Annotated in this window: 20 protein-coding genes and 1 pseudogene; 17 read left to right on the plus strand and 4 right to left on the minus strand. The window is 35.2% G+C overall.

The window, feature by feature from the left end; translation table 11 throughout:
• Nucleotides 1-4 precede the first annotated feature (4 nt).
• The 4 genes from KFD70_RS11055 (at nucleotide 5) to KFD70_RS11070 (ending at nucleotide 2,962) form a co-directional block, all read left to right on the plus strand.
• The gene (locus KFD70_RS11055; protein ID WP_336452243.1) at nucleotides 5-1,165 is read left to right on the plus strand and encodes an acyl-CoA dehydrogenase family protein; all 1,161 of its coding nucleotides are present in this window, start codon (nucleotides 5-7) and stop codon (nucleotides 1,163-1,165) included.
• 6 nt (nucleotides 1,166-1,171) lie between these two features.
• Nucleotides 1,172-1,933, plus strand: a complete 762-nt coding sequence (locus KFD70_RS11060; RefSeq protein WP_336452242.1) for a methionine ABC transporter ATP-binding protein — start codon at nucleotides 1,172-1,174, stop codon at nucleotides 1,931-1,933.
• On the plus strand, nucleotides 1,923-2,585 hold the full coding sequence (locus tag KFD70_RS11065) for a methionine ABC transporter permease (protein WP_336452241.1): 663 nt from the start codon (nucleotides 1,923-1,925) through the stop codon (nucleotides 2,583-2,585). Before KFD70_RS11060 ends, KFD70_RS11065 begins: the two co-directional genes overlap by 11 nt.
• Before the next feature lie 155 nt (nucleotides 2,586-2,740).
• Nucleotides 2,741-2,962 (plus strand): YdbC family protein, encoded by a 222-nt coding sequence (locus KFD70_RS11070; protein WP_174101151.1) that lies wholly within the window; start codon nucleotides 2,741-2,743, stop codon nucleotides 2,960-2,962.
• 83 nt (nucleotides 2,963-3,045) lie between these two features.
• On the opposite strand, the gene KFD70_RS11075 is transcribed toward KFD70_RS11070, so the two are convergent.
• A complete protein-coding gene (locus KFD70_RS11075) occupies nucleotides 3,046-3,390 on the minus strand; it encodes a hypothetical protein (RefSeq protein WP_336452240.1) in 345 nt (114 codons plus the stop codon).
• Between the two features lie 10 nt (nucleotides 3,391-3,400).
• Nucleotides 3,401-4,549 (minus strand): SH3 domain-containing protein, encoded by a 1,149-nt coding sequence (locus KFD70_RS11080; protein ID WP_336452239.1) that lies wholly within the window; start codon nucleotides 4,547-4,549, stop codon nucleotides 3,401-3,403.
• A gap of 407 nt (nucleotides 4,550-4,956) precedes the next feature.
• On the opposite strand from KFD70_RS11080, the gene KFD70_RS11085 reads away from it, so the two are divergent.
• The 9 genes from KFD70_RS11085 to pcp all read left to right on the plus strand — a co-directional run bounded on the left by KFD70_RS11085 (nucleotide 4,957) and on the right by pcp (nucleotide 11,963).
• A complete protein-coding gene (locus KFD70_RS11085) occupies nucleotides 4,957-5,640 on the plus strand; it encodes a copper homeostasis protein CutC (RefSeq protein WP_336452238.1) in 684 nt (227 codons plus the stop codon).
• A 21-nt stretch (nucleotides 5,641-5,661) separates the two neighbouring features.
• Nucleotides 5,662-6,216, plus strand: coding sequence for a signal peptidase I (gene lepB / locus KFD70_RS11090; protein ID WP_431613192.1), 555 nt, complete (start codon nucleotides 5,662-5,664; stop codon nucleotides 6,214-6,216).
• A 170-nt stretch (nucleotides 6,217-6,386) separates the two neighbouring features.
• On the plus strand, nucleotides 6,387-7,154 hold the full coding sequence (locus tag KFD70_RS11095; protein WP_336452236.1) for an IclR family transcriptional regulator: 768 nt from the start codon (nucleotides 6,387-6,389) through the stop codon (nucleotides 7,152-7,154).
• Nucleotides 7,154-7,861 (plus strand): 5-oxoprolinase subunit PxpB, encoded by a 708-nt coding sequence (pxpB, locus tag KFD70_RS11100; RefSeq protein WP_336452235.1) that lies wholly within the window; start codon nucleotides 7,154-7,156, stop codon nucleotides 7,859-7,861. Before KFD70_RS11095 ends, pxpB begins: the two co-directional genes overlap by 1 nt.
• Complete coding sequence (locus tag KFD70_RS11105) at nucleotides 7,858-8,847, plus strand: 5-oxoprolinase subunit C family protein (protein WP_431613193.1); 990 nt, start codon at nucleotides 7,858-7,860, stop codon at nucleotides 8,845-8,847. Before pxpB ends, KFD70_RS11105 begins: the two co-directional genes overlap by 4 nt.
• A 14-nt stretch (nucleotides 8,848-8,861) precedes the next feature.
• Entirely contained in the window at nucleotides 8,862-9,620 is a 759-nt protein-coding gene (gene pxpA / locus KFD70_RS11110; protein WP_336452233.1) for a 5-oxoprolinase subunit PxpA, read from the plus strand.
• Nucleotides 9,621-9,640: 20 nt separating this feature from the next.
• Nucleotides 9,641-10,336 (plus strand): DUF969 domain-containing protein, encoded by a 696-nt coding sequence (locus KFD70_RS11115; RefSeq protein WP_336452232.1) that lies wholly within the window; start codon nucleotides 9,641-9,643, stop codon nucleotides 10,334-10,336.
• A 1-nt stretch (nucleotide 10,337) separates the two neighbouring features.
• Nucleotides 10,338-11,300, plus strand: coding sequence for a DUF979 domain-containing protein (locus KFD70_RS11120; RefSeq protein ID WP_336452231.1), 963 nt, complete (start codon nucleotides 10,338-10,340; stop codon nucleotides 11,298-11,300).
• A gap of 15 nt (nucleotides 11,301-11,315) precedes the next feature.
• Nucleotides 11,316-11,963, plus strand: a complete 648-nt coding sequence (pcp, locus tag KFD70_RS11125) for a pyroglutamyl-peptidase I (RefSeq protein ID WP_336452230.1) — start codon at nucleotides 11,316-11,318, stop codon at nucleotides 11,961-11,963.
• Between the two features lie 137 nt (nucleotides 11,964-12,100).
• Here the strand turns inward: pcp and KFD70_RS11130 are convergent, their stop codons facing one another.
• Entirely contained in the window at nucleotides 12,101-12,400 is a 300-nt protein-coding gene (locus KFD70_RS11130) for a hypothetical protein (RefSeq protein ID WP_336452229.1), read from the minus strand.
• 212 nt (nucleotides 12,401-12,612) lie between these two features.
• Between KFD70_RS11130 and KFD70_RS11135 the strand changes: the two genes are divergently transcribed.
• On the plus strand, nucleotides 12,613-13,212 hold the full coding sequence (locus tag KFD70_RS11135) for a YkoP family protein (protein WP_336452228.1): 600 nt from the start codon (nucleotides 12,613-12,615) through the stop codon (nucleotides 13,210-13,212).
• Between the two features lie 256 nt (nucleotides 13,213-13,468).
• Here KFD70_RS11135 and KFD70_RS11140 read toward each other — a convergent pair whose 3' ends face one another.
• Nucleotides 13,469-14,320: a metallophosphoesterase gene (locus tag KFD70_RS11140; protein WP_336452227.1), complete on the minus strand. Its 852-nt coding sequence runs from the start codon at nucleotides 14,318-14,320 to the stop codon at nucleotides 13,469-13,471.
• Between the two features lie 185 nt (nucleotides 14,321-14,505).
• Between KFD70_RS11140 and KFD70_RS11145 the strand changes: the two genes are divergently transcribed.
• From KFD70_RS11145 to KFD70_RS11155, 3 genes and pseudogenes are all read left to right on the plus strand, one after another.
• The gene (locus tag KFD70_RS11145; protein WP_336452226.1) at nucleotides 14,506-15,645 is read left to right on the plus strand and encodes an MGDG synthase family glycosyltransferase; all 1,140 of its coding nucleotides are present in this window, start codon (nucleotides 14,506-14,508) and stop codon (nucleotides 15,643-15,645) included.
• A 107-nt stretch (nucleotides 15,646-15,752) separates the two neighbouring features.
• On the plus strand, nucleotides 15,753-16,580 hold the full coding sequence (locus tag KFD70_RS11150) for an alpha/beta fold hydrolase (RefSeq protein WP_336452225.1): 828 nt from the start codon (nucleotides 15,753-15,755) through the stop codon (nucleotides 16,578-16,580).
• A 475-nt stretch (nucleotides 16,581-17,055) separates the two neighbouring features.
• Nucleotides 17,056-17,486: pseudogene (locus tag KFD70_RS11155) on the plus strand (IS200/IS605 family accessory protein TnpB-related protein); the annotation flags it as partial.

Here is a 17,486-nt window from a genome sequence, read left to right on the forward strand (position 1 = left end):
TGATATGACATTATCATTTATAGAAACAGAAGAACAAGTTCTCGTATTGGAGAAACTAAAGGAGCTAGTTCCGCAATTTGCAGGAAGGGAACATCAACTGAGTGAACTCGGATCTTTTCCTTTTGAAAATATTAAAGAGTTGCAGCATATCGGTTATACGAAGTTAACATTACCAAAAGATGTCGGAGGAAAGGCCATTTCATTGTATGATTTTGTTTTATTTCAAGAAAAGATTGCAGAGGGAGACGGAGCAACAGCTTTATCAATCGGTTGGCATCTTGGAATAGTGAAAGAACTTGCGGAAAATCGCTCATGGAAACCTGAGATGTTTTCTTGGTTTTGTGAAGAAGTAAAAAAAGGCGCTCTTTTTAACCGGGCAGCAACTGAACCAAAGACAGGGAGTCCAACGCGGGGAGGAAAGCCAGAAACGCTCGCTGTCCAAAAAGGTGATAAGTGGATTATAAATGGAAGAAAAACGTTCACAACAATGGCGCCAGTACTTGATTATTTCATTATATCTGCGAGCATTGAAGGGCGAGATGAGATAGGAGAATTTGTGATTCCAAGACATGAAAAGGGTGTGTTGATTGAAGAGACATGGGATAGTGTTGCGATGCGTGGAACCGCTAGCCATGATCTTGTACTGCAGAATGTTGAAATCCCAGATAAATTTTTTACAGATGTAAAAGGTTCACAGTCGAAACCGAAAGGAATTGGATGGTTACTTCACATACCAGCATGCTATTTAGGAATTGCGCAGGCTGCAAGAAATTATGCAATTCATTTTGCGAAATCATATCAACCGAATAGTTTAAATCATCCAATCAGTTTACTTCCAAACGTTAGGAGATTAGTAGGCGAATTAGAGCTCGAACTCTTGCAAGCTCGTACTTTTTTATACCAAGTTGCGAAAAAATATGATGAGGCGGAAGATAAACAATCCCTGCAAGCGGAATTAGCAGCGGCGAAATATATTGCGACGAATGCGGCGATATCAATTGTTGATAAGGCAATGAGAATTGTAGGAGCAAAAAGTTTATCTGAAAAGAATCCACTGCACCGCTATTATTTAAATGTTCGCGCTGGTTTACACAATCCACCAATGGATGATGTAACACTCTCATTACTAGCAGAAGATGCTTATAAATCAATTGAAAAGGAGTGAGTGAACATGATAACGTTACGCGATATAAATAAAACGTTTCAGACGAAAGAAGGTTTATTTCACGGTGTAAAATCAGTATCTTTGCAAATTGAAGAACATGATATATATGGAATTGCGGGCTTAAGCGGCGCTGGAAAGTCTACATTATTACGTACAATGAATTTACTGGAAAAGCCGGATTCAGGTGCAGTCATTGTAAATGGTGAAGACTTAACAAAGCTATCAAAGAAAGAATTACGAACAGCCAGACAGTCAATCGGTATGATTTTTCAACACTTTCATCTTCTTCATAATAAAAGTGTATCGGATAATATTGCTTTGCCATTAGAATTGAAATCAGTTTCAAAAGAAGAGAAAGAAAAACGTGTAAGAGAATGCTTGGAGATTGTTAGTTTAAGTGATAAAGCACATCATTTTCCTTCACAGCTAAGCGGTGGGCAAAAACAGCGTGTTGCGATTGCGCGTGCATTAGCAAATGATCCTAAGGTATTACTTTGTGATGAGCCAACATCGGCACTTGATCCGAAAACGACACGATCTATTTTGCAATTTTTACAAAAGATAAATAAAGAATTAGGAGTTACAATCGTAATTGTAACGCATGAAATGAATGTCATTAAACAAATTTGTAATAAAGTAGCGGTAATGGAAGAAGGAGAAGTTGTTGAATCATTCCACTTACGCGACCAACATTTAAAACCAACAACAGAAATTGCGAAACTTTTATTAGGAGTAGAGCAAGAGAGGGGCATTGCACATGTTCAATAATGTTATTCCGCTCCTTCCAGAGATTTGGACATCACTTTTACAAACATTATTAATGGTTGGACTTTCAGTTGGAGCAGCAATTATTTTAGGTATTCCTTTAGGAGTAATTTTATATTTTACTAGCAAAGGACAAATTTTGGAACAAAATATTGTTCATCGTATTTTAAACGGCATTGTCAATATTATTCGTTCATTTCCATTTATCATTTTACTAGTAGCACTTGTGCCTCTCACAAGAACTTTATTGGGAACTACAATCGGTCCAATCGCTGCAACGATTCCTTTATCAGTAGCAGCCATCCCTTATTTTGCGAGACTCGTAGAGCAAGCATTGCGCGAAGTTCCAAAAGGAGTAATCGAAGCTGCTGAAGCAATGGGAGCAACGCCGCTGCAAATCGTGTGGAAAGTACTGCTCGTTGAAGCGCGTTCAGGCCTTGTATTAAGCTTAACTGTTTTAACGGTAAGTTTTATTTCCTATTCCGCTATGGCGGGAGTTGTCGGAGGCGGTGGTGTTGGGGACCTAGCAATCCGCTTTGGATATTATCGCTTCCAAACAGATGTTATGGTTGTTACGGTACTTATGCTTGTTGTTCTTGTTCAATCTGTTCAATTTATTGGGAATCGAATTGCTGCGAAGATTGATAAAAGGTAAGTGTGAAAAAAGAGGCGAAGTCCTTTTTATATAGAGAGATGAATCGTTAAAGGTGTTCAATAATCGACGTGCAGAAAATTAGCTCTATCGATATAACATATGAGAGAATGTAGGAGAATCAATTAGGGAATATATATGGTAAAGGAGGAATGATCGTGGCAGAAATCAAATTTGATATTAAAGAAACTTTTGGAGCTATATCACAGTCACCTAAAGGCTGGAATAAAGAGCTTAATTTAATTAGTTGGAACGGTAAAGAGCCAAAATATGATCTGCGTGATTGGGCACCAGAGCATGACAAAATGGGAAAAGGCGTTACATTGACGGTTGAAGAGTTAAAGGCATTAAAAGATATTTTAAACAGTATGGAGTTATAAAGCGAAATACTTTATGCAGAAAAAACCACTTTTGAATCATGTTTCAAAAGTGGTTTTTTGCATGGATATTATGTTAGAAAAGGCTATACAATTTTTGTCTCTTTATTTTCTTTTTTGTGATGTTCAGGTACGTAGATATATTGGGATACGATAAGAAGAATGCTTATAAAAAATACAGGGAACATACTCGATATAAATAGACCATCAATTTTTAAAATAGTGATGAAACAGGAGATAATAATGAGTGCTGTATATAAATGAGAAATGTATTTTTTGAAGCGTATTTTAAATACTTCTAGTAATATTTCACAGCATACAAATAAGATGAGCATACTTAAAAAATATATATTGGTATCATAAATAAGGAAACAACAGATCAGGCCGAAAAAAGCTAGATACTCAATGAGTAATGGAATATTACGCAGCATAAGATGTTACCTACCTAACTAAGTAAGGAAGTGGATCAACGGCATTTGTTTTTTTAAAATTCCATGCCCCATTATGTAATTCAAAATGAAGGTGCTGCCCTGTTGAATGTCCAGTATTCCCCATCTGACCTAACATTTGTCCAGTTTGAACGCGATCTCCGACTTGTACAGATCGGTTTTTCATATGCGCATAAACAGTTGTATATAATTTTCCTTTTATGTAATGGGTAACGAAAACGACGTTCCCGTAGCTGTTAGAATAATAGGATTTGATAACTTTTCCTGCGGCTGCAGCACGAATAGGCATATCCCCATCTGCTGTAAAATCGACACCATAATGCATTTGTCCCCATCTAACTTCAAAATTTGAGCTAACTTGTCCCTGTGTTGGAAATTTAAAAACAGCAGGGATAGAAGGTGACACAGACTTTTTTTGTTGTTCATTTTGTAATACATAATGTTGAGCAATATATCCATATCCAGAGCCAAAACGAATTTTATACCATGAACCTACTTTACCTACTACTTGTATTTGTGTGCCGTTTTGCAAAGAGCCAATAACAGCGGTATTTGTTCCTGCCCCACTTCGTACTTTTAATCTAGGAGTTGCAACATAGTAAGAGTTATTTTGTATAGTAATTCCTTTAACGAATGGCTGTGAACGATTGGATACAAATTCTTTTTTTACGTATCCTGTTTTTCCATTGTGAGAGATGAGGTACCAGTCACTGTGCGTTTCTTGCACAGAAATAAATGTCCCGTTTGGTAATACATCAAGAATCGCTGATTGAATATTTGGTTCAGAACGAAGGTTTAAAGCGCTTGTATTTACGATATACTGATTGCGCTCTTGATTTAGCTTTTTCAAAGACAAATTAGATTTTTGTATGTAACCAATTTTGTTTTGGGCGTTTACTTTATACCAGTCATGTGTAGTCTCAAGAATAATAACAGGTGTGTTATATGAAATATTTCCAAGGGAATCACTATTTGTTGTATTTCCTTGATATAGTTGGACGTTATCAAGTTTTACGTATCCGATTTTTACATTGTTCTTTGGTTGTACAGCTGTTGTTTGCATATCTGCTTCAGTAATCGATGGGAGAAGAGAAGTGATTGCGATAGTTGTTGCTGTCAATGTTGTAACTTTCATATTCATCGTATAATGAGCCCCCTTGTATGACTTGTTACAAAATTTAGAATTATATTAAAAGAATACCAGAAATATAGGTATTATGGAAATAAAGAAAATAAATTCATATATTTCTCAAGTATGTCAAAAGCCCTATCGTGAAAAAAGAGTTCGATGCCTTGAGGGGCCGAACTCTTTTTGCTACACGATATAGAAATCTATTCAGGAGAGAATTTTAATGTTATCAATGACACATGAATCTTCTCATGTATTTACTAATCTACTTCATTTATAATCTAGCAAGGCTTTGTTTTATAGGAGTTTGAAAAATCTTTCTTTTTTATTCCTTTTTTCATGTTTTACATGGGAAACCTAGGTTTCTGATTTGTGCTGCGGTATAATAATGTGGAAAAAGTATGAAAAGAGGTAGCTTTATGCTAGAAATCATTGCAACTTGTTTAGAAGATGTGAAACGAATTGAAAAAGCTGGTGGAAATCGAATTGAGCTCATTTCAGCATATACAGAAGGTGGGTTAACGCCAAGTTATGCTTTTATAAAAAAAGCGGTAAAAGCAGTAAACATACCGATCCATGTTATGATTCGTCCGCATGCTAAATCGTTTATATATACGGCAGAAGAAATCGAAATGATGAAAGAGGACATACAAATTGCACAAGAACTTGGCGTAGCAGGTGTTGTTTTAGGTGTATTAAATGAGCAGAACCAAATTGATGAAAAAAACTTGGCTGATCTATTATCTGTTGTAGATGGAATGAATGTTACATTTCATCGTGCGATAGATGAAGTGGATGATCTTGTTGGTGCAGTTCAAACATTACGTAATTTTGAAAAGATTACTCACATTTTAACTTCTGGTGGTCAAGGGAAGATAGAAGAAAATATACCTGTACTTCATGAAATGCAAAGAGTAAGTCAAGGTGATTTCCAGCTTATTGTTGGAAGTGGTGTGACAAAAGAAAATATAAAGCGACTATTGAACGAAACAGGAATTTCAGAAGCACATGTTGGTACTGCAGTTCGAGAAGATAAGTCTTGTTTTGCTGAAATTGATCAAAAATCTGTACAAGATTTAGTGGAATTAACAAAGTCATTATAATGCTAGAGAAGAGGAGAAAAGATGAAGAAAAGTAAGAAAAAAGAAATCATTTCATGGGTGAAAACGATAGGTATTACAGTAGGAATCGCTTTTATTGTACGTGGTATTTTATTTACCCCTTCACTCGTCCAAGGTGAATCTATGATGCCCACGCTAGAAAATAATGAACGTGTACTTGTAAATAAAATCGGTTTTAATATACAGGGGTTAGATCGCTTTGATATTATCGTTTTTCATGGAAAAGAAGGACATGATTTAGTGAAGCGTGTAATTGGCTTGCCAGGAGATACGGTTGGGTATAAAAATGATGTATTATACGTCAATGGAAAAGCGGTCGATGAACCATACTTGGAAGGTTATAAGGCCGAAGTACCTAAAGGAACATTAACGCCTGATTTTACACTAGAACAAAAAACTGGGAAAACAAAAGTACCGGAAGGTCAAGTGTTTGTATTAGGAGATAATCGTCAAGTTTCAAAAGATAGTCGCATGTTTGGATTTGTTTCTGAAGATCAAATTGTCGGAAAAGGTGAAGCGGTATTTTGGCCGTTGCAACAAGTAAGAGCACTGCATTAAAGAGAGGATTTTCATATTTGCGTGAAAAAGCATTGAATGTTAATTTCAATGCTTTTTTTATTTGAGAAAAATATTGTTTAAATAGAAAGAATATTTTATAATTTTAAATTATATTATTGTTTCGAAAAACGGAATTATTGTTCCGAATTGCGGAATGTAGGAGAGTTAAGATGAGTGTAAATAAAACGGCAGTAAAGACGATGGATATTTTAGAACTTTTTTATGAACATGAAGAATTAACGTTAACGGAAATGGTTCATCATACAGGTATGCCAAAAACTTCTGTATACCGTTTAATTGGTTCACTTGAAGAAATGGGCTTTTTACAAAAGACAAAAAAGGGAAGTTATAGGCTGGGGTTGGTATTTTTACGATTCGGTCAACTTGTGTCAAAGCGATTATCCGTACGAAATATTGCAAAGCCATATATGAAAAAACTTAGAGATTCTCTTGGGCAAGCTGTCAATTTAATTATTCAAGATGATAATGAGGCAATTTATATTGAGAAAATGGATGGCGACCAACCAGTAAGGGTATACACAGAGATTGGAAGACGGGCGCCTTTATATGCAGGAGCATGTCCGCGTATTTTACTTTCATATTTTTCAGAAGATGATCAAAAGCAGTATATAGAGAAAGTGCAGTTACAACGATTTGCAGATGGAACGATTGTAGATAAAGAAGAGTTGCAAGGCCGGTTACGTAAGGCGAAAAGAGATGGGTATACGATCAGTTATTCGGAACTTGAGAATCATACAGCTGCCATTGCAGCGCCTATTTTTGCAAGTGATGGCACTGTAATAGCTGGTATTAGTATTTCAGGATTAGAAGTAGAGTATAATGAATCGGCAATTCCAAACTTTATTATAAAAGTAAAAGAAACGGCACACCAAATCTCAAAAGAACTTGGCTGGATAGGTGAAAAGGAAGGTATGTGATGAAATTTTCAGCGTTAGGGGATCAAGCAGTTGTTGTTACGTTTGGGGAGAAAATCGATTTGGATATATATGAAAATGTGCAAAATTTACGTGCTCTATTAAAGAAAAATCCGTTTGATGGGATGATTGAGTGTGTACCTTCTTTTTCTTCTTTAACGGTTTACTATGATGTATATAAGTTATGGAGGAAAAATGAAAGAAAGGTAGCACCTTATGATTTTGTATGTGAATATATGAAAAAGTTACTTTGTCATAATCAAAATGAAGTGCAAAAACAATATGAATGCATCTCAATTCCAGTTTGTTATGGAGGAGAATATGGACCTGATTTAGAAGAAGTTGCGGCATATCATGAACTACATGCAAGTGATGTGATTCGCCTTCACAGTGAAGTAACCTATTTTGTTTATATGCTAGGATTCACACCCGGTTTTCCATATTTGGGTGGAATGCCTAAAGAGTTAGAAACACCTAGAAAACAAACACCACGTTTACAAATAGCACCTGGTTCGGTTGGAATTGGTGGAAGTCAAACAGGGATATATCCACTAGAAACACCAGGGGGCTGGAATATTATTGGCCGGACACCTGTTTCTTTGTTTCAGCCAACTAAAGAGCCACCTACATATGTGCAGAGTGGAATGCATTTACGTTTTATCCCAATAACAGAGGAAGAGTATCTGGTTATGGAGGGAGATAAGAAATGAATGTCGAGGTTTTACATGCAGGGATGTTTACAACCGTTCAAGATTTAGGAAGATATCACTATCAACAATATGGTGTACCTGTTGGCGGTGCGATGGACCAGAGAGCATTAAGAATGATTAATATGTTAGTTGGGAATGAAGAGAATGAAGCTGGATTAGAAATTACAATGATGGGACCGAAACTTCTTATAAAGAAAACAACATTGCTAGCAATTGGTGGTGCGAATATGGAACCTCTGTTAAACGGGGAACCCATTCCGTTATGGCAACCAGTGCTGGCAAAAGAAGGGAGCATGCTTTGCTTCGGGAAAGCGCAGTTTGGATGTCGGACATATGTAACATTTGCAGGAGGAATTGATGTTGTAAGTAGTATGGGAAGTAAAAGTACATATATAAGAGCGAGGTTAGGTGGATTAGAGGGGCGAGCACTGAAAAAGGGGGATGTCTTTCAAATTGGTACACCGTCAAAATTTACTACTTGTATGATAAAGAAATTGATAGATGAAGAAAGAGTAGCAACACCTTGGGGTATATGTAATCACGTCCTACCTAAATACAGTCGTAGTCCAATCATTCGTGTTATTCCAGATTTTGAGTGGGATCAATTTAAGGATGAGAGTTTAGAAGCTTTTTTTACAAAAGAATATAGAGTTTCTAATTATGCAGATCGTATGGGGTATCGGTTTGAAGGTGAAGAACTAAAAAGAATAGAACAATCTGAGATTCTATCAAGTGCAGTTACATTTGGAACAATTCAGGTGCCGTCAGGTGGTCATCCCATTATTTTAATGGCAGATAGACAAACGACAGGTGGTTATCCACGAATTGGTAATGTTATATCAGTTGATTTACCTATTCTCGCACAATTGAAACCAGGTGATTATGTCACGTTTGTAAAGACTTCTATAACAGAAGCGACAGAGCTGTACATAGAGCAAGAACAAAATATGAATCTATTAAAGGAATTCATTGCGTTAAAAGTTTAAAGGAGGAGTAGAATATGGTTACCATTGATTTAAATTGTGATTTAGGAGAAGGATTTGGTGCATATAAGATAGGAAATGATGATAAAATCCTTCCATTTGTTTCATCAGTAAATATTGCATGTGGTTTTCATGCAGGCGATCCAACTGTTATGCGCCAAACAGTTGAAAAGGCATTGAAAAATAATGTAGAAATAGGCGCCCATCCTGGTTTTCCAGATTTATTAGGGTTTGGGAGAAGGACAATGCGCGTTTCACCAGATGAGGTATATGATTACGTTTTATATCAAATCGGAGCATTAGATGGATTTGTAAGGGCGGCAGGAGGGAGTATGCATCATGTTAAACCGCACGGTGCCCTTTATAATATGGCAGCTACTGATCAGGAGATTGCAGACGCAATTGCAAAAGCAATCTACGATATAAATCCAGCGTTATTTTTATATGGGTTAGCGAATAGCAAATTTATACAAGCAGCTGAAAAATATGAATTGAAGCTTGTACAAGAGGCATTTGCAGATCGTACGTATCAACCGGATGGAACGTTGACGAGCCGAACAGAAGAAAACGCCCTTATAAAAAATGAAGATATAGCAATTAAGCAAGTCTTGCAAATGGTGCAAGAGGGGAATGTACAAGCTGTTGATGGAAATTCTGTATCCATACATGCACAAACAATTTGTATACATGGTGATGGCGAGAGGGCTGTGCAATTCGCAGAGAAAATATACAGAATATTGAAATTAAATGATATTTCTGTTTGTACACTAAAATAGAATAAGGGAGAGATACATAGATGTTGAAATTAATTGGAATATTGCTTGTAGCGATTGGCTTTTTATTTCGTCTGAACACGTTATTAGTTGTTATGGTTGCAGGAATTGCAACAGGTATGATTTCAGGGATGAGTTTTTATGATGTGATTAGTATGTTTGGAAAGTTTTTCATAGAAAATCGATATATGTCGATGCCAATTTTATTAACACTTCCTGTTATTGGAATATTAGAACGGTATGGACTGAAAGAAAGAGCGGAAGCGTTAATAACGAAATCAAAAGGAGCTACAACAGGAAGAGTACTTATGTCATATTTTGCGATTCGCGAAGGATCAGCGGCAGTAGGACTTAACATTGGTGGACATGCACAAACAGTAAGACCATTAGTTGCACCGATGGCAGAAGGCGCTGCGCAAGGTCGTTACGGAAAACTTCCAGAGAAACTGAAAGAAAAGATTAAAGCGAATGCAGCGGCAGCTGAAAATACAGCATGGTTTTTCGGCGAAGATATTTTTATCGCAACAGGAGCAATTTTATTAATGAAAGGATTCTTTGATTCTGTAGGAATGCATGTTGGTGTGTGGGATATGGCGCTTTGGGGAATTCCTACGGCAATCTCAGCTTTTATTGTAAGTTGGATTCGATTTAAACAGTTTGATAAATATATTGAAAAAACGATGAAAAAAGAAGAAAGTCAAAAAAAGGAGGCGATATAAGATGAATTTGATTACACTTGATACAATTTATTATTTATTAGGTATTATTGTTGCTTTTGTCGCAATTCGTGTCGCTTTTGATCGTAGGCATCCAAATCGCTTTGGTTCAAGTTTATTTTGGGCATTATTTTCTATCACATTTTTATTTGGGAATATCATTCCATCTTTTTATATCGGTTGTATTGTATTAGCGATGGTCGTTCTAGCATCATTGAATAAAGTAACAAAATCAAATGAAAAAGAAGCACCTACTGAAGAGAGAGTGAAACATGCAGAAAACTTAAGAAACAAAATATTCATGCCTGCTATTTTAATTCCTATTTTTACGATTATTGGTACGTTAACTCTAGGAAAGTTAAAGTTTGGAAATGTATCTCTCGTTGATCCTGATAAAGTCACATTAATCGCGTTAGCTCTAGGCGCATTGCTCGCTTTCGTAGCGGCAATGGGAATCACAAAAGCAAAAATAACAGCTCCTGTACAAGAAGGAAGTAGATTATTACAAGCTGTCGGGTGGGCAGTTATTTTACCACAAATGTTAGCGGCGCTTGGTGGTATTTTTGCAAAGTCTGGTGTGGGTCAAGTTGTATCTGATTTAGTAGGACAAGTATTGCCAACAGAATATCCATTTGTTGCTGTTATGGCATATTGTTTAGGAATGATGTTGTTTACCGTTGTAATGGGGAATGCATTTGCGGCATTTGCTGTTATTACAGGCGGGATTGGTTTACCTCTTATCGTACAAATGCATGGTGGTAACCCAGCGATTATGGCAGCGCTTGGAATGTTTGCAGGGTATTGCGGGACATTGTTAACGCCAATGGCAGCGAATTTCAACATTGTACCAGCGATGCTATTAGAATTAAAAGATAAAAATGCGGTAATTAAAGCGCAAGCACCTATTGCGATTACTATTTTTGTTATTAATATGTTTATCATGTATGGGCTTGTATATCGATTTTAGTAAGGAGTGGGAAGGATGAAAAGCGTATTGTTAACTGGTTTTGAACCTTTTGGTGGAGAGGAGATTAATCCTGCTTGGGAAGTTGCAAAACAGCTTGATGGACAAGTGATTGGAGATTACAGGGTTGTTAGTAAACAAGTTCCGACTGTGTTTCATAAATCATTACAAGTGCTGCAGTCTTATATAGAAGAAATAGAACCAGAGCTTATCATATGTATAGGACAAGCAGGAGGACGACCAGACATTACAGTGGAACGCGTTGCAATTAATGTAGATGATGCACGAATCGCGGATAATGAAGGGAATCAACCAATTGATGAACCTATTATAGAAGAGGGACCAGCTGCGTACTGGTCTACACTTCCGATGAAAGCGATTGTGAAAAAACTTCGTGAAAAAGGCATACCGGCTTCTGTTTCGCAAACGGCAGGTACATTTGTTTGTAATCATCTCTTTTATGGACTGATGCGTATGTTAGCAAAAAGCGAAAATGCAGTTCGAGGCGGATTTATACACATTCCGTTTTTACCAGAACAAGCAAGTAGTCATCCAGGGCAACCGAGTATGTCACTTTCTACTATTACAAAAGGAATTGAATTGTTAATACAAGTCGCATTAGAAGTAGAACATGATATTGTAGCGTGCGGCGGGGCAACACATTAAATAAATTATGTTATTGGTTATCAACAATGAAGTGAAGTTGTAATAAAAAAGGGAAAATCTATTCGACGCAGCTATAGAGTCATTAAGAATAATAAAAAACTCGTGACTAAAAACGAGTTTTTTATTATTCACGATAGTTATTGGTTTTGATTACCTTGCTTTTTTTGACTGTAAGGCGTAATTTCATTAGCAAATTCCATATTTGCCAAGTTTACTTTGGGTGGAATAAACGTTCTTGTCGTGCCTTGGAACAAACGTTGGATAGGTTTCATCATATTTGAATTACGCGTTGCTATTACACTAAAAACTGTTCCTAATCCTAGTAAAGAAACCCAAATCCATCCTCTATTATTCCGTCTATTTCTAAATAAATTAAACATTTGCTGAGTTCTTCTTCCAGAATTGAATAATGACATCAAGAAGTTAAGGATATTCATTTTTTGCCCCCTGTAAAAATAATTAGGAAACTGAAACACTAAGTTCAATTTCACATGATTTATGTTGCAATGTTTTATAGAAATTTATGATGCCAACTTATACTAATCCTTCTTGATTTTTCTTCCTAAAATCCCTAAGATTCCCTAAATATTTTTAATGAAAATATGCAAAATAGTTTTATCAAAAATTTAAAAAGGGAAATGAAAACAAAATGAAAAGCTATGTATTATTGGTTTGGAATTTTCTTGATCCAATATATTATAAATTCACTCGCTTAACTTATATTCATAACGAAATTCACAAGGAAAATATTTTACGTGTAAGGCTCACTCGTTACAAGGGGAAACATGTTACTCTTTCTGACGGCACACAAATCAATAAGAATGATATCTTGGTTAAAATTCATTTACATAATGTGCGTTTAATCAATGAAATGAAGTCTGTTAAAAATGACATTACAAAAGGACGATTTATTTATCAGTATGTTAAAAAGTCCTTGCCTAGTCTTGGATCATATATTCAAAATCATTCTAAGGCAGATGAGATTAAAGGAATAATTGGGATTTCAATGTTAAATAGAGGAGCTGATCGATTAGGTTTTGAATTTGTTGCTATTTCTAATCCTTTTTATAAATGGTTTAAATGGTTAGCATTTTTACCAATATGTTTATTATCTAATAACGATTCGATTTTCAAAATGATAAAGAACAATATATCTGCCCCACCAAAATATTTATTTATGTCTAAGGAGAATTTATTACAAATATATAATTGTGAATCTCGAGATGAAATTACTAAAAGAAAATGTTAATCGCATTTGTTAAAAAGTCAATGCAATTTTATCCCGCTACTTTAGGGCAGTAATACTCCCACCTCAAAATTCGGCGAAGCAAAGAAGTTAGGTAGGAGATAAACTGCCCGTAACGGCCCGATTGGTGAAGGCTAATAATCAGTGGGGGATGAAGAAACCCCCCACTGATTAAAGTTTCACTTTATATACTGCACTCAAAATGATTTGACAGTAAAATATAAAGGCTGTTAACTAGGTCCGTTAACAGCCTTATATTTTATACTGCAGGTAGTTCTTTATTTTTAATTGTTGATATTGATAGTTGGTGCAATGTAATTTCTGGTCGACTTCCCACTCGAATATTTACTCCTGTTTGACCTAGTCCTTCACTAATATAAAAAGGTTTTCCATCTTGCATATGAAGTCCTTTTATAACGTTCATTCTTGCAAGCTTACCCATTTTTGCAAGGTGATAAGCTTTTGGATAGCAAATTTGGCCACCATGGAAATGACCAGATAATAAATAGTCAAAATGATATTCTTTCATATGGAGCACAATGTTCGGATCATGAGTTAATACTAAATTTGTTCCCGATCTAACTTCTCGATAAGAAGCTGTTAAATCACTGCGTTTCGTACTAAAATCATCAATACCAATGATATTTACACGATTACCTTGAACATAAATAACATGATTTTCATTTTGCATTACTTTACAGTCGTATTGTTCAAGTATTTCTTTTAATTTTTGTAAGTCCTTTTCACGTAATACATAATCATGGTTACCAAAAACAGCGTATATACCATGCTTTGCATGTAATTGACTTAATACCTCTAAATATGGAGCAAGTTTAGAAATCGTACGTTTACGGTCAAGGAAATCTCCAGTAAGTGCAATCAAATCAATTGGTTCATCTTTTAGCTTTTCATAAAGCTGAGCTGGGGAAATAGATATATTTTCAAGATGCATATCGGAAAGGTGTAGAATATTTAGTATCGGATCATGTCCGCAGGTTTGCTTTTGATTTATTTGAACTTTATTCATCACGATATCGGTCGTGTTTTTGTGAGCTTTTTTGAATAGATAGAAGAGAATAATAAATAAAACGGATAGTAATAAAATTTTCAATTACATCACTCCTTCTATAAAAATTATACATGAAAAAACCTATCATTTTGTATGTAATTTATGGAACGAAATCCATCGTACGTAATGTATTCTAAATAGTAGCCAGAATAGAAAAAAAGAAGTGCTACATAATAATAGAAATAAATGAAAAGACACATCGTTAAGTGTATTTCAAGAGGTGATTTATGAAGCAACATTCAACACAGAAGACTATCTTGTTTTTGCCATTTTTGCAGATTCCATCAGGCCATCATCAAGTTGCACAAGCATTAATAGAAGGAATACAAAAGGATCAATTCAATATAAAATGTGATCTAGTGGATATTCTCTCGTATAGTTATGGAAGAATAGAAGCATTGGTTTCAAATGTTTATTTAAAATGGATTAAAGAATTCCCTGATTTTTATAATTGGATATATCAAAATTCTGTCTACAAAAATGTCGAAGAGAACAAACGTTATCGATTATATGAACTTCTGTTTGTACCATTCATGAGAAAATTACTAAGGGATAAACAACCTGATCTGATCATTTGCACTCATGCTTTACCTTCATATGTATTAAACTATTTGAAAGAAAAAGGTGAATTGAAAACACCAGTTATAAATGTATATACAGATTATTTCATTCATAGTTGTTGGGGCATTAAAAATATTGATTTTCATTTTGTACCGTCTCATCATATGAAGGAATTTTTAAAAAACAAGGGAATAAGTAATGAAAAAATTTTTATAACAGGAATTCCTATTCATAAAAAGATAAAAAAACAAAAAGAGCATATAGTAAAGTTTACTTCTTCTGCATTGTCAGTTTTAATTACCGGAGGAAGTTTAGGGGTTGGAGCAATAGAAGATTTAATTCACAAAATAGGTACGGAAACAAAAATTCACTTTTATGTGTTATGCGGAAAAAATGACAATTTATATCAAAAGCTTCAACAATTACAACGAGATAACATAACACCTTTAAAATATATTACATGTAGGGAAAAAATGAACAAACTCTATGATCAAATAGATGCAATCGTTACAAAGCCTGGGGGAGTAACAATAAGTGAAAGTTTATTCAAAAGAAAACCTATTTTTATTTATCATGTACTACCAGGGCAAGAAGAAATTAATTTACAACAACTAAAAAAGTTAGGTGTGATTTTCTATTTAAATAAATGGAAAGATGAAAAAGAAACACTTGAAGAGCAAATATATTCATTTTTTCAAAATAAAAATCAGGTCCAACGTTATCAGGAACGTATAACAGAATATCACGGGCAGCTTATTACGAAAGAGCCTTCACAAATTATAAAGGAAGTAATAACGAATAGATAACGCATAGATACTCACATCAATTTTTATTATGCATCATTTTTTGAAAGTTACTTTTTTCTTTAAAGAAGAGTTAGGAATGATTTCAGATTGTTGAGGTGATTACATACATGCCAATGTTGAACGTGGACGGTAGTAGTCTGTATTATATCGTTAAGGGAGAAGGAGTTCCTATTGTTTTTATTCATCCTCCTGTACTCACTTGTGTGAATTTTGAGTACCAAATAGAGGAATTATCCCAAAAGTTTAAAGTGATTGCTTTTGATATTAGAGGACATGGAAGAAGTCAGTATTCAAAACAACCGATAACCTATCCACTGATTGCAGAAGATATTAGACGTTTATTGGATCATTTAAAAGTCGAAAAAGCGTTCATGTGCGGATATTCGACCGGAAGCTCTGTCGCGTTAGAATTTTTGTTAACTTACGTGGAAAGGACATTAGGTGGGATTCTGATCGGTGGAATGTCAGAAGTGAGGGATGGATATCTAAAGAATAAGATTTCACTAGGTGTGAAATTGGCGAAAGCAGGGGCAGTTTCATTTCTAGCATTGTCTATTTCATGGGGCAATTCAAACACACATAAATTGTTCAGAAAGATGTTTAAAGAAGCTCGAAAAGGAAATGCTGAAAATTTCGAGCAGTATTATCGTTACAGTTTGCACTATAATTGTACCAATCATCTTAGAGATATTCAGCTTCCGGTTTTGTTGGTTTATGGTAAGAAAGATAAGGTGTTTTATAGCCATGCGAAATTACTGCATGAAAAATTGCCATGTAATGAATTAGAATTTATTGATAACGTAAAGCATCAAATTCCTACAAAAGCAGCAAAGGATTTAAATGAAATGATTAAGCAGTTTGTTTTTATCCATACCAAGATGAATAAGGAAGAAACTTTTTCTTTACCAGTAAAAGAGTTGATGTCTCAAGAATAAAGTGAAAATTCCAATGGTGGAGAGCCGGCATTTAGCAAAAATATGCGAAGTGACGCCTCCACCTATCGTTTGGATTCTTTCGTTTTTACACGAGATTCAGAATAGTCTCCATCAAAGTCATGTACAATTTCATCCTAATAATAATACAATATCATTTATTTGAGAAGGTAATTCGTTTTCCGTATATCATACTTCGAATTTTGAAACCGATATCCTGAGAAAATTAAAAATAACCATTTTCAATTTAAAAAATAGAAAGTGGTAGTAATATAAAAGAGGTTAGAAAAAGCATGACCACCCGCCAATTGAAAGGTGGTTTTTTATCATTTTAACCGAGAAGCCCCCCTCCTCTAAATGAAGTGAAGGTGGGGGATGAATCGGTTTTTTCTTTTTAAAGAAAACGTCTCTCTTTTTGTGGAACTAACGTTCGATTTGGTGTATAATGAGCTTATCAAATAAAAAGAGGTGAGAACAGGTGAAGAAAGCGTATTTTTCGAAACGGATCTACAAGATAGATGTACCGCATGAAATGGTAGATGCATTGGCAGAGACAGTCGAAACATTTAATCAGGCAAAACGTTTTGCATTTCAAACGATGGTTCGAGAAAAACGTTGGAACCGTAAGTTGTATCCAGACAGTCTTCATCTCGTTCTCAAGCGGAAATATCAATTGAATGATTATTATGCAAACAGTGCGGCGCAAGAAGCAAAGGCGTTGTTTACAGGTTTAATGGCGTTACAAAAACGATATGAGAAGCAAACGCAAGAGAAGCTTAAGAAGCTCAAGAAAAAGTTGAAACAAGAACGGACAAAACTAACAAATCTTCGCAAAATCAAACAAAGTTGTGTGAAAGGGACGCTGACGTTTCTGAAAAACACCCGCTTCGCAAAGCACAACAACCTCAT

This window comes from Bacillus pfraonensis (assembly GCF_050768835.1).
Classification (GTDB): Bacteria; Bacillota; Bacilli; order Bacillales; family Bacillaceae_G; genus Bacillus_A; species Bacillus_A pfraonensis.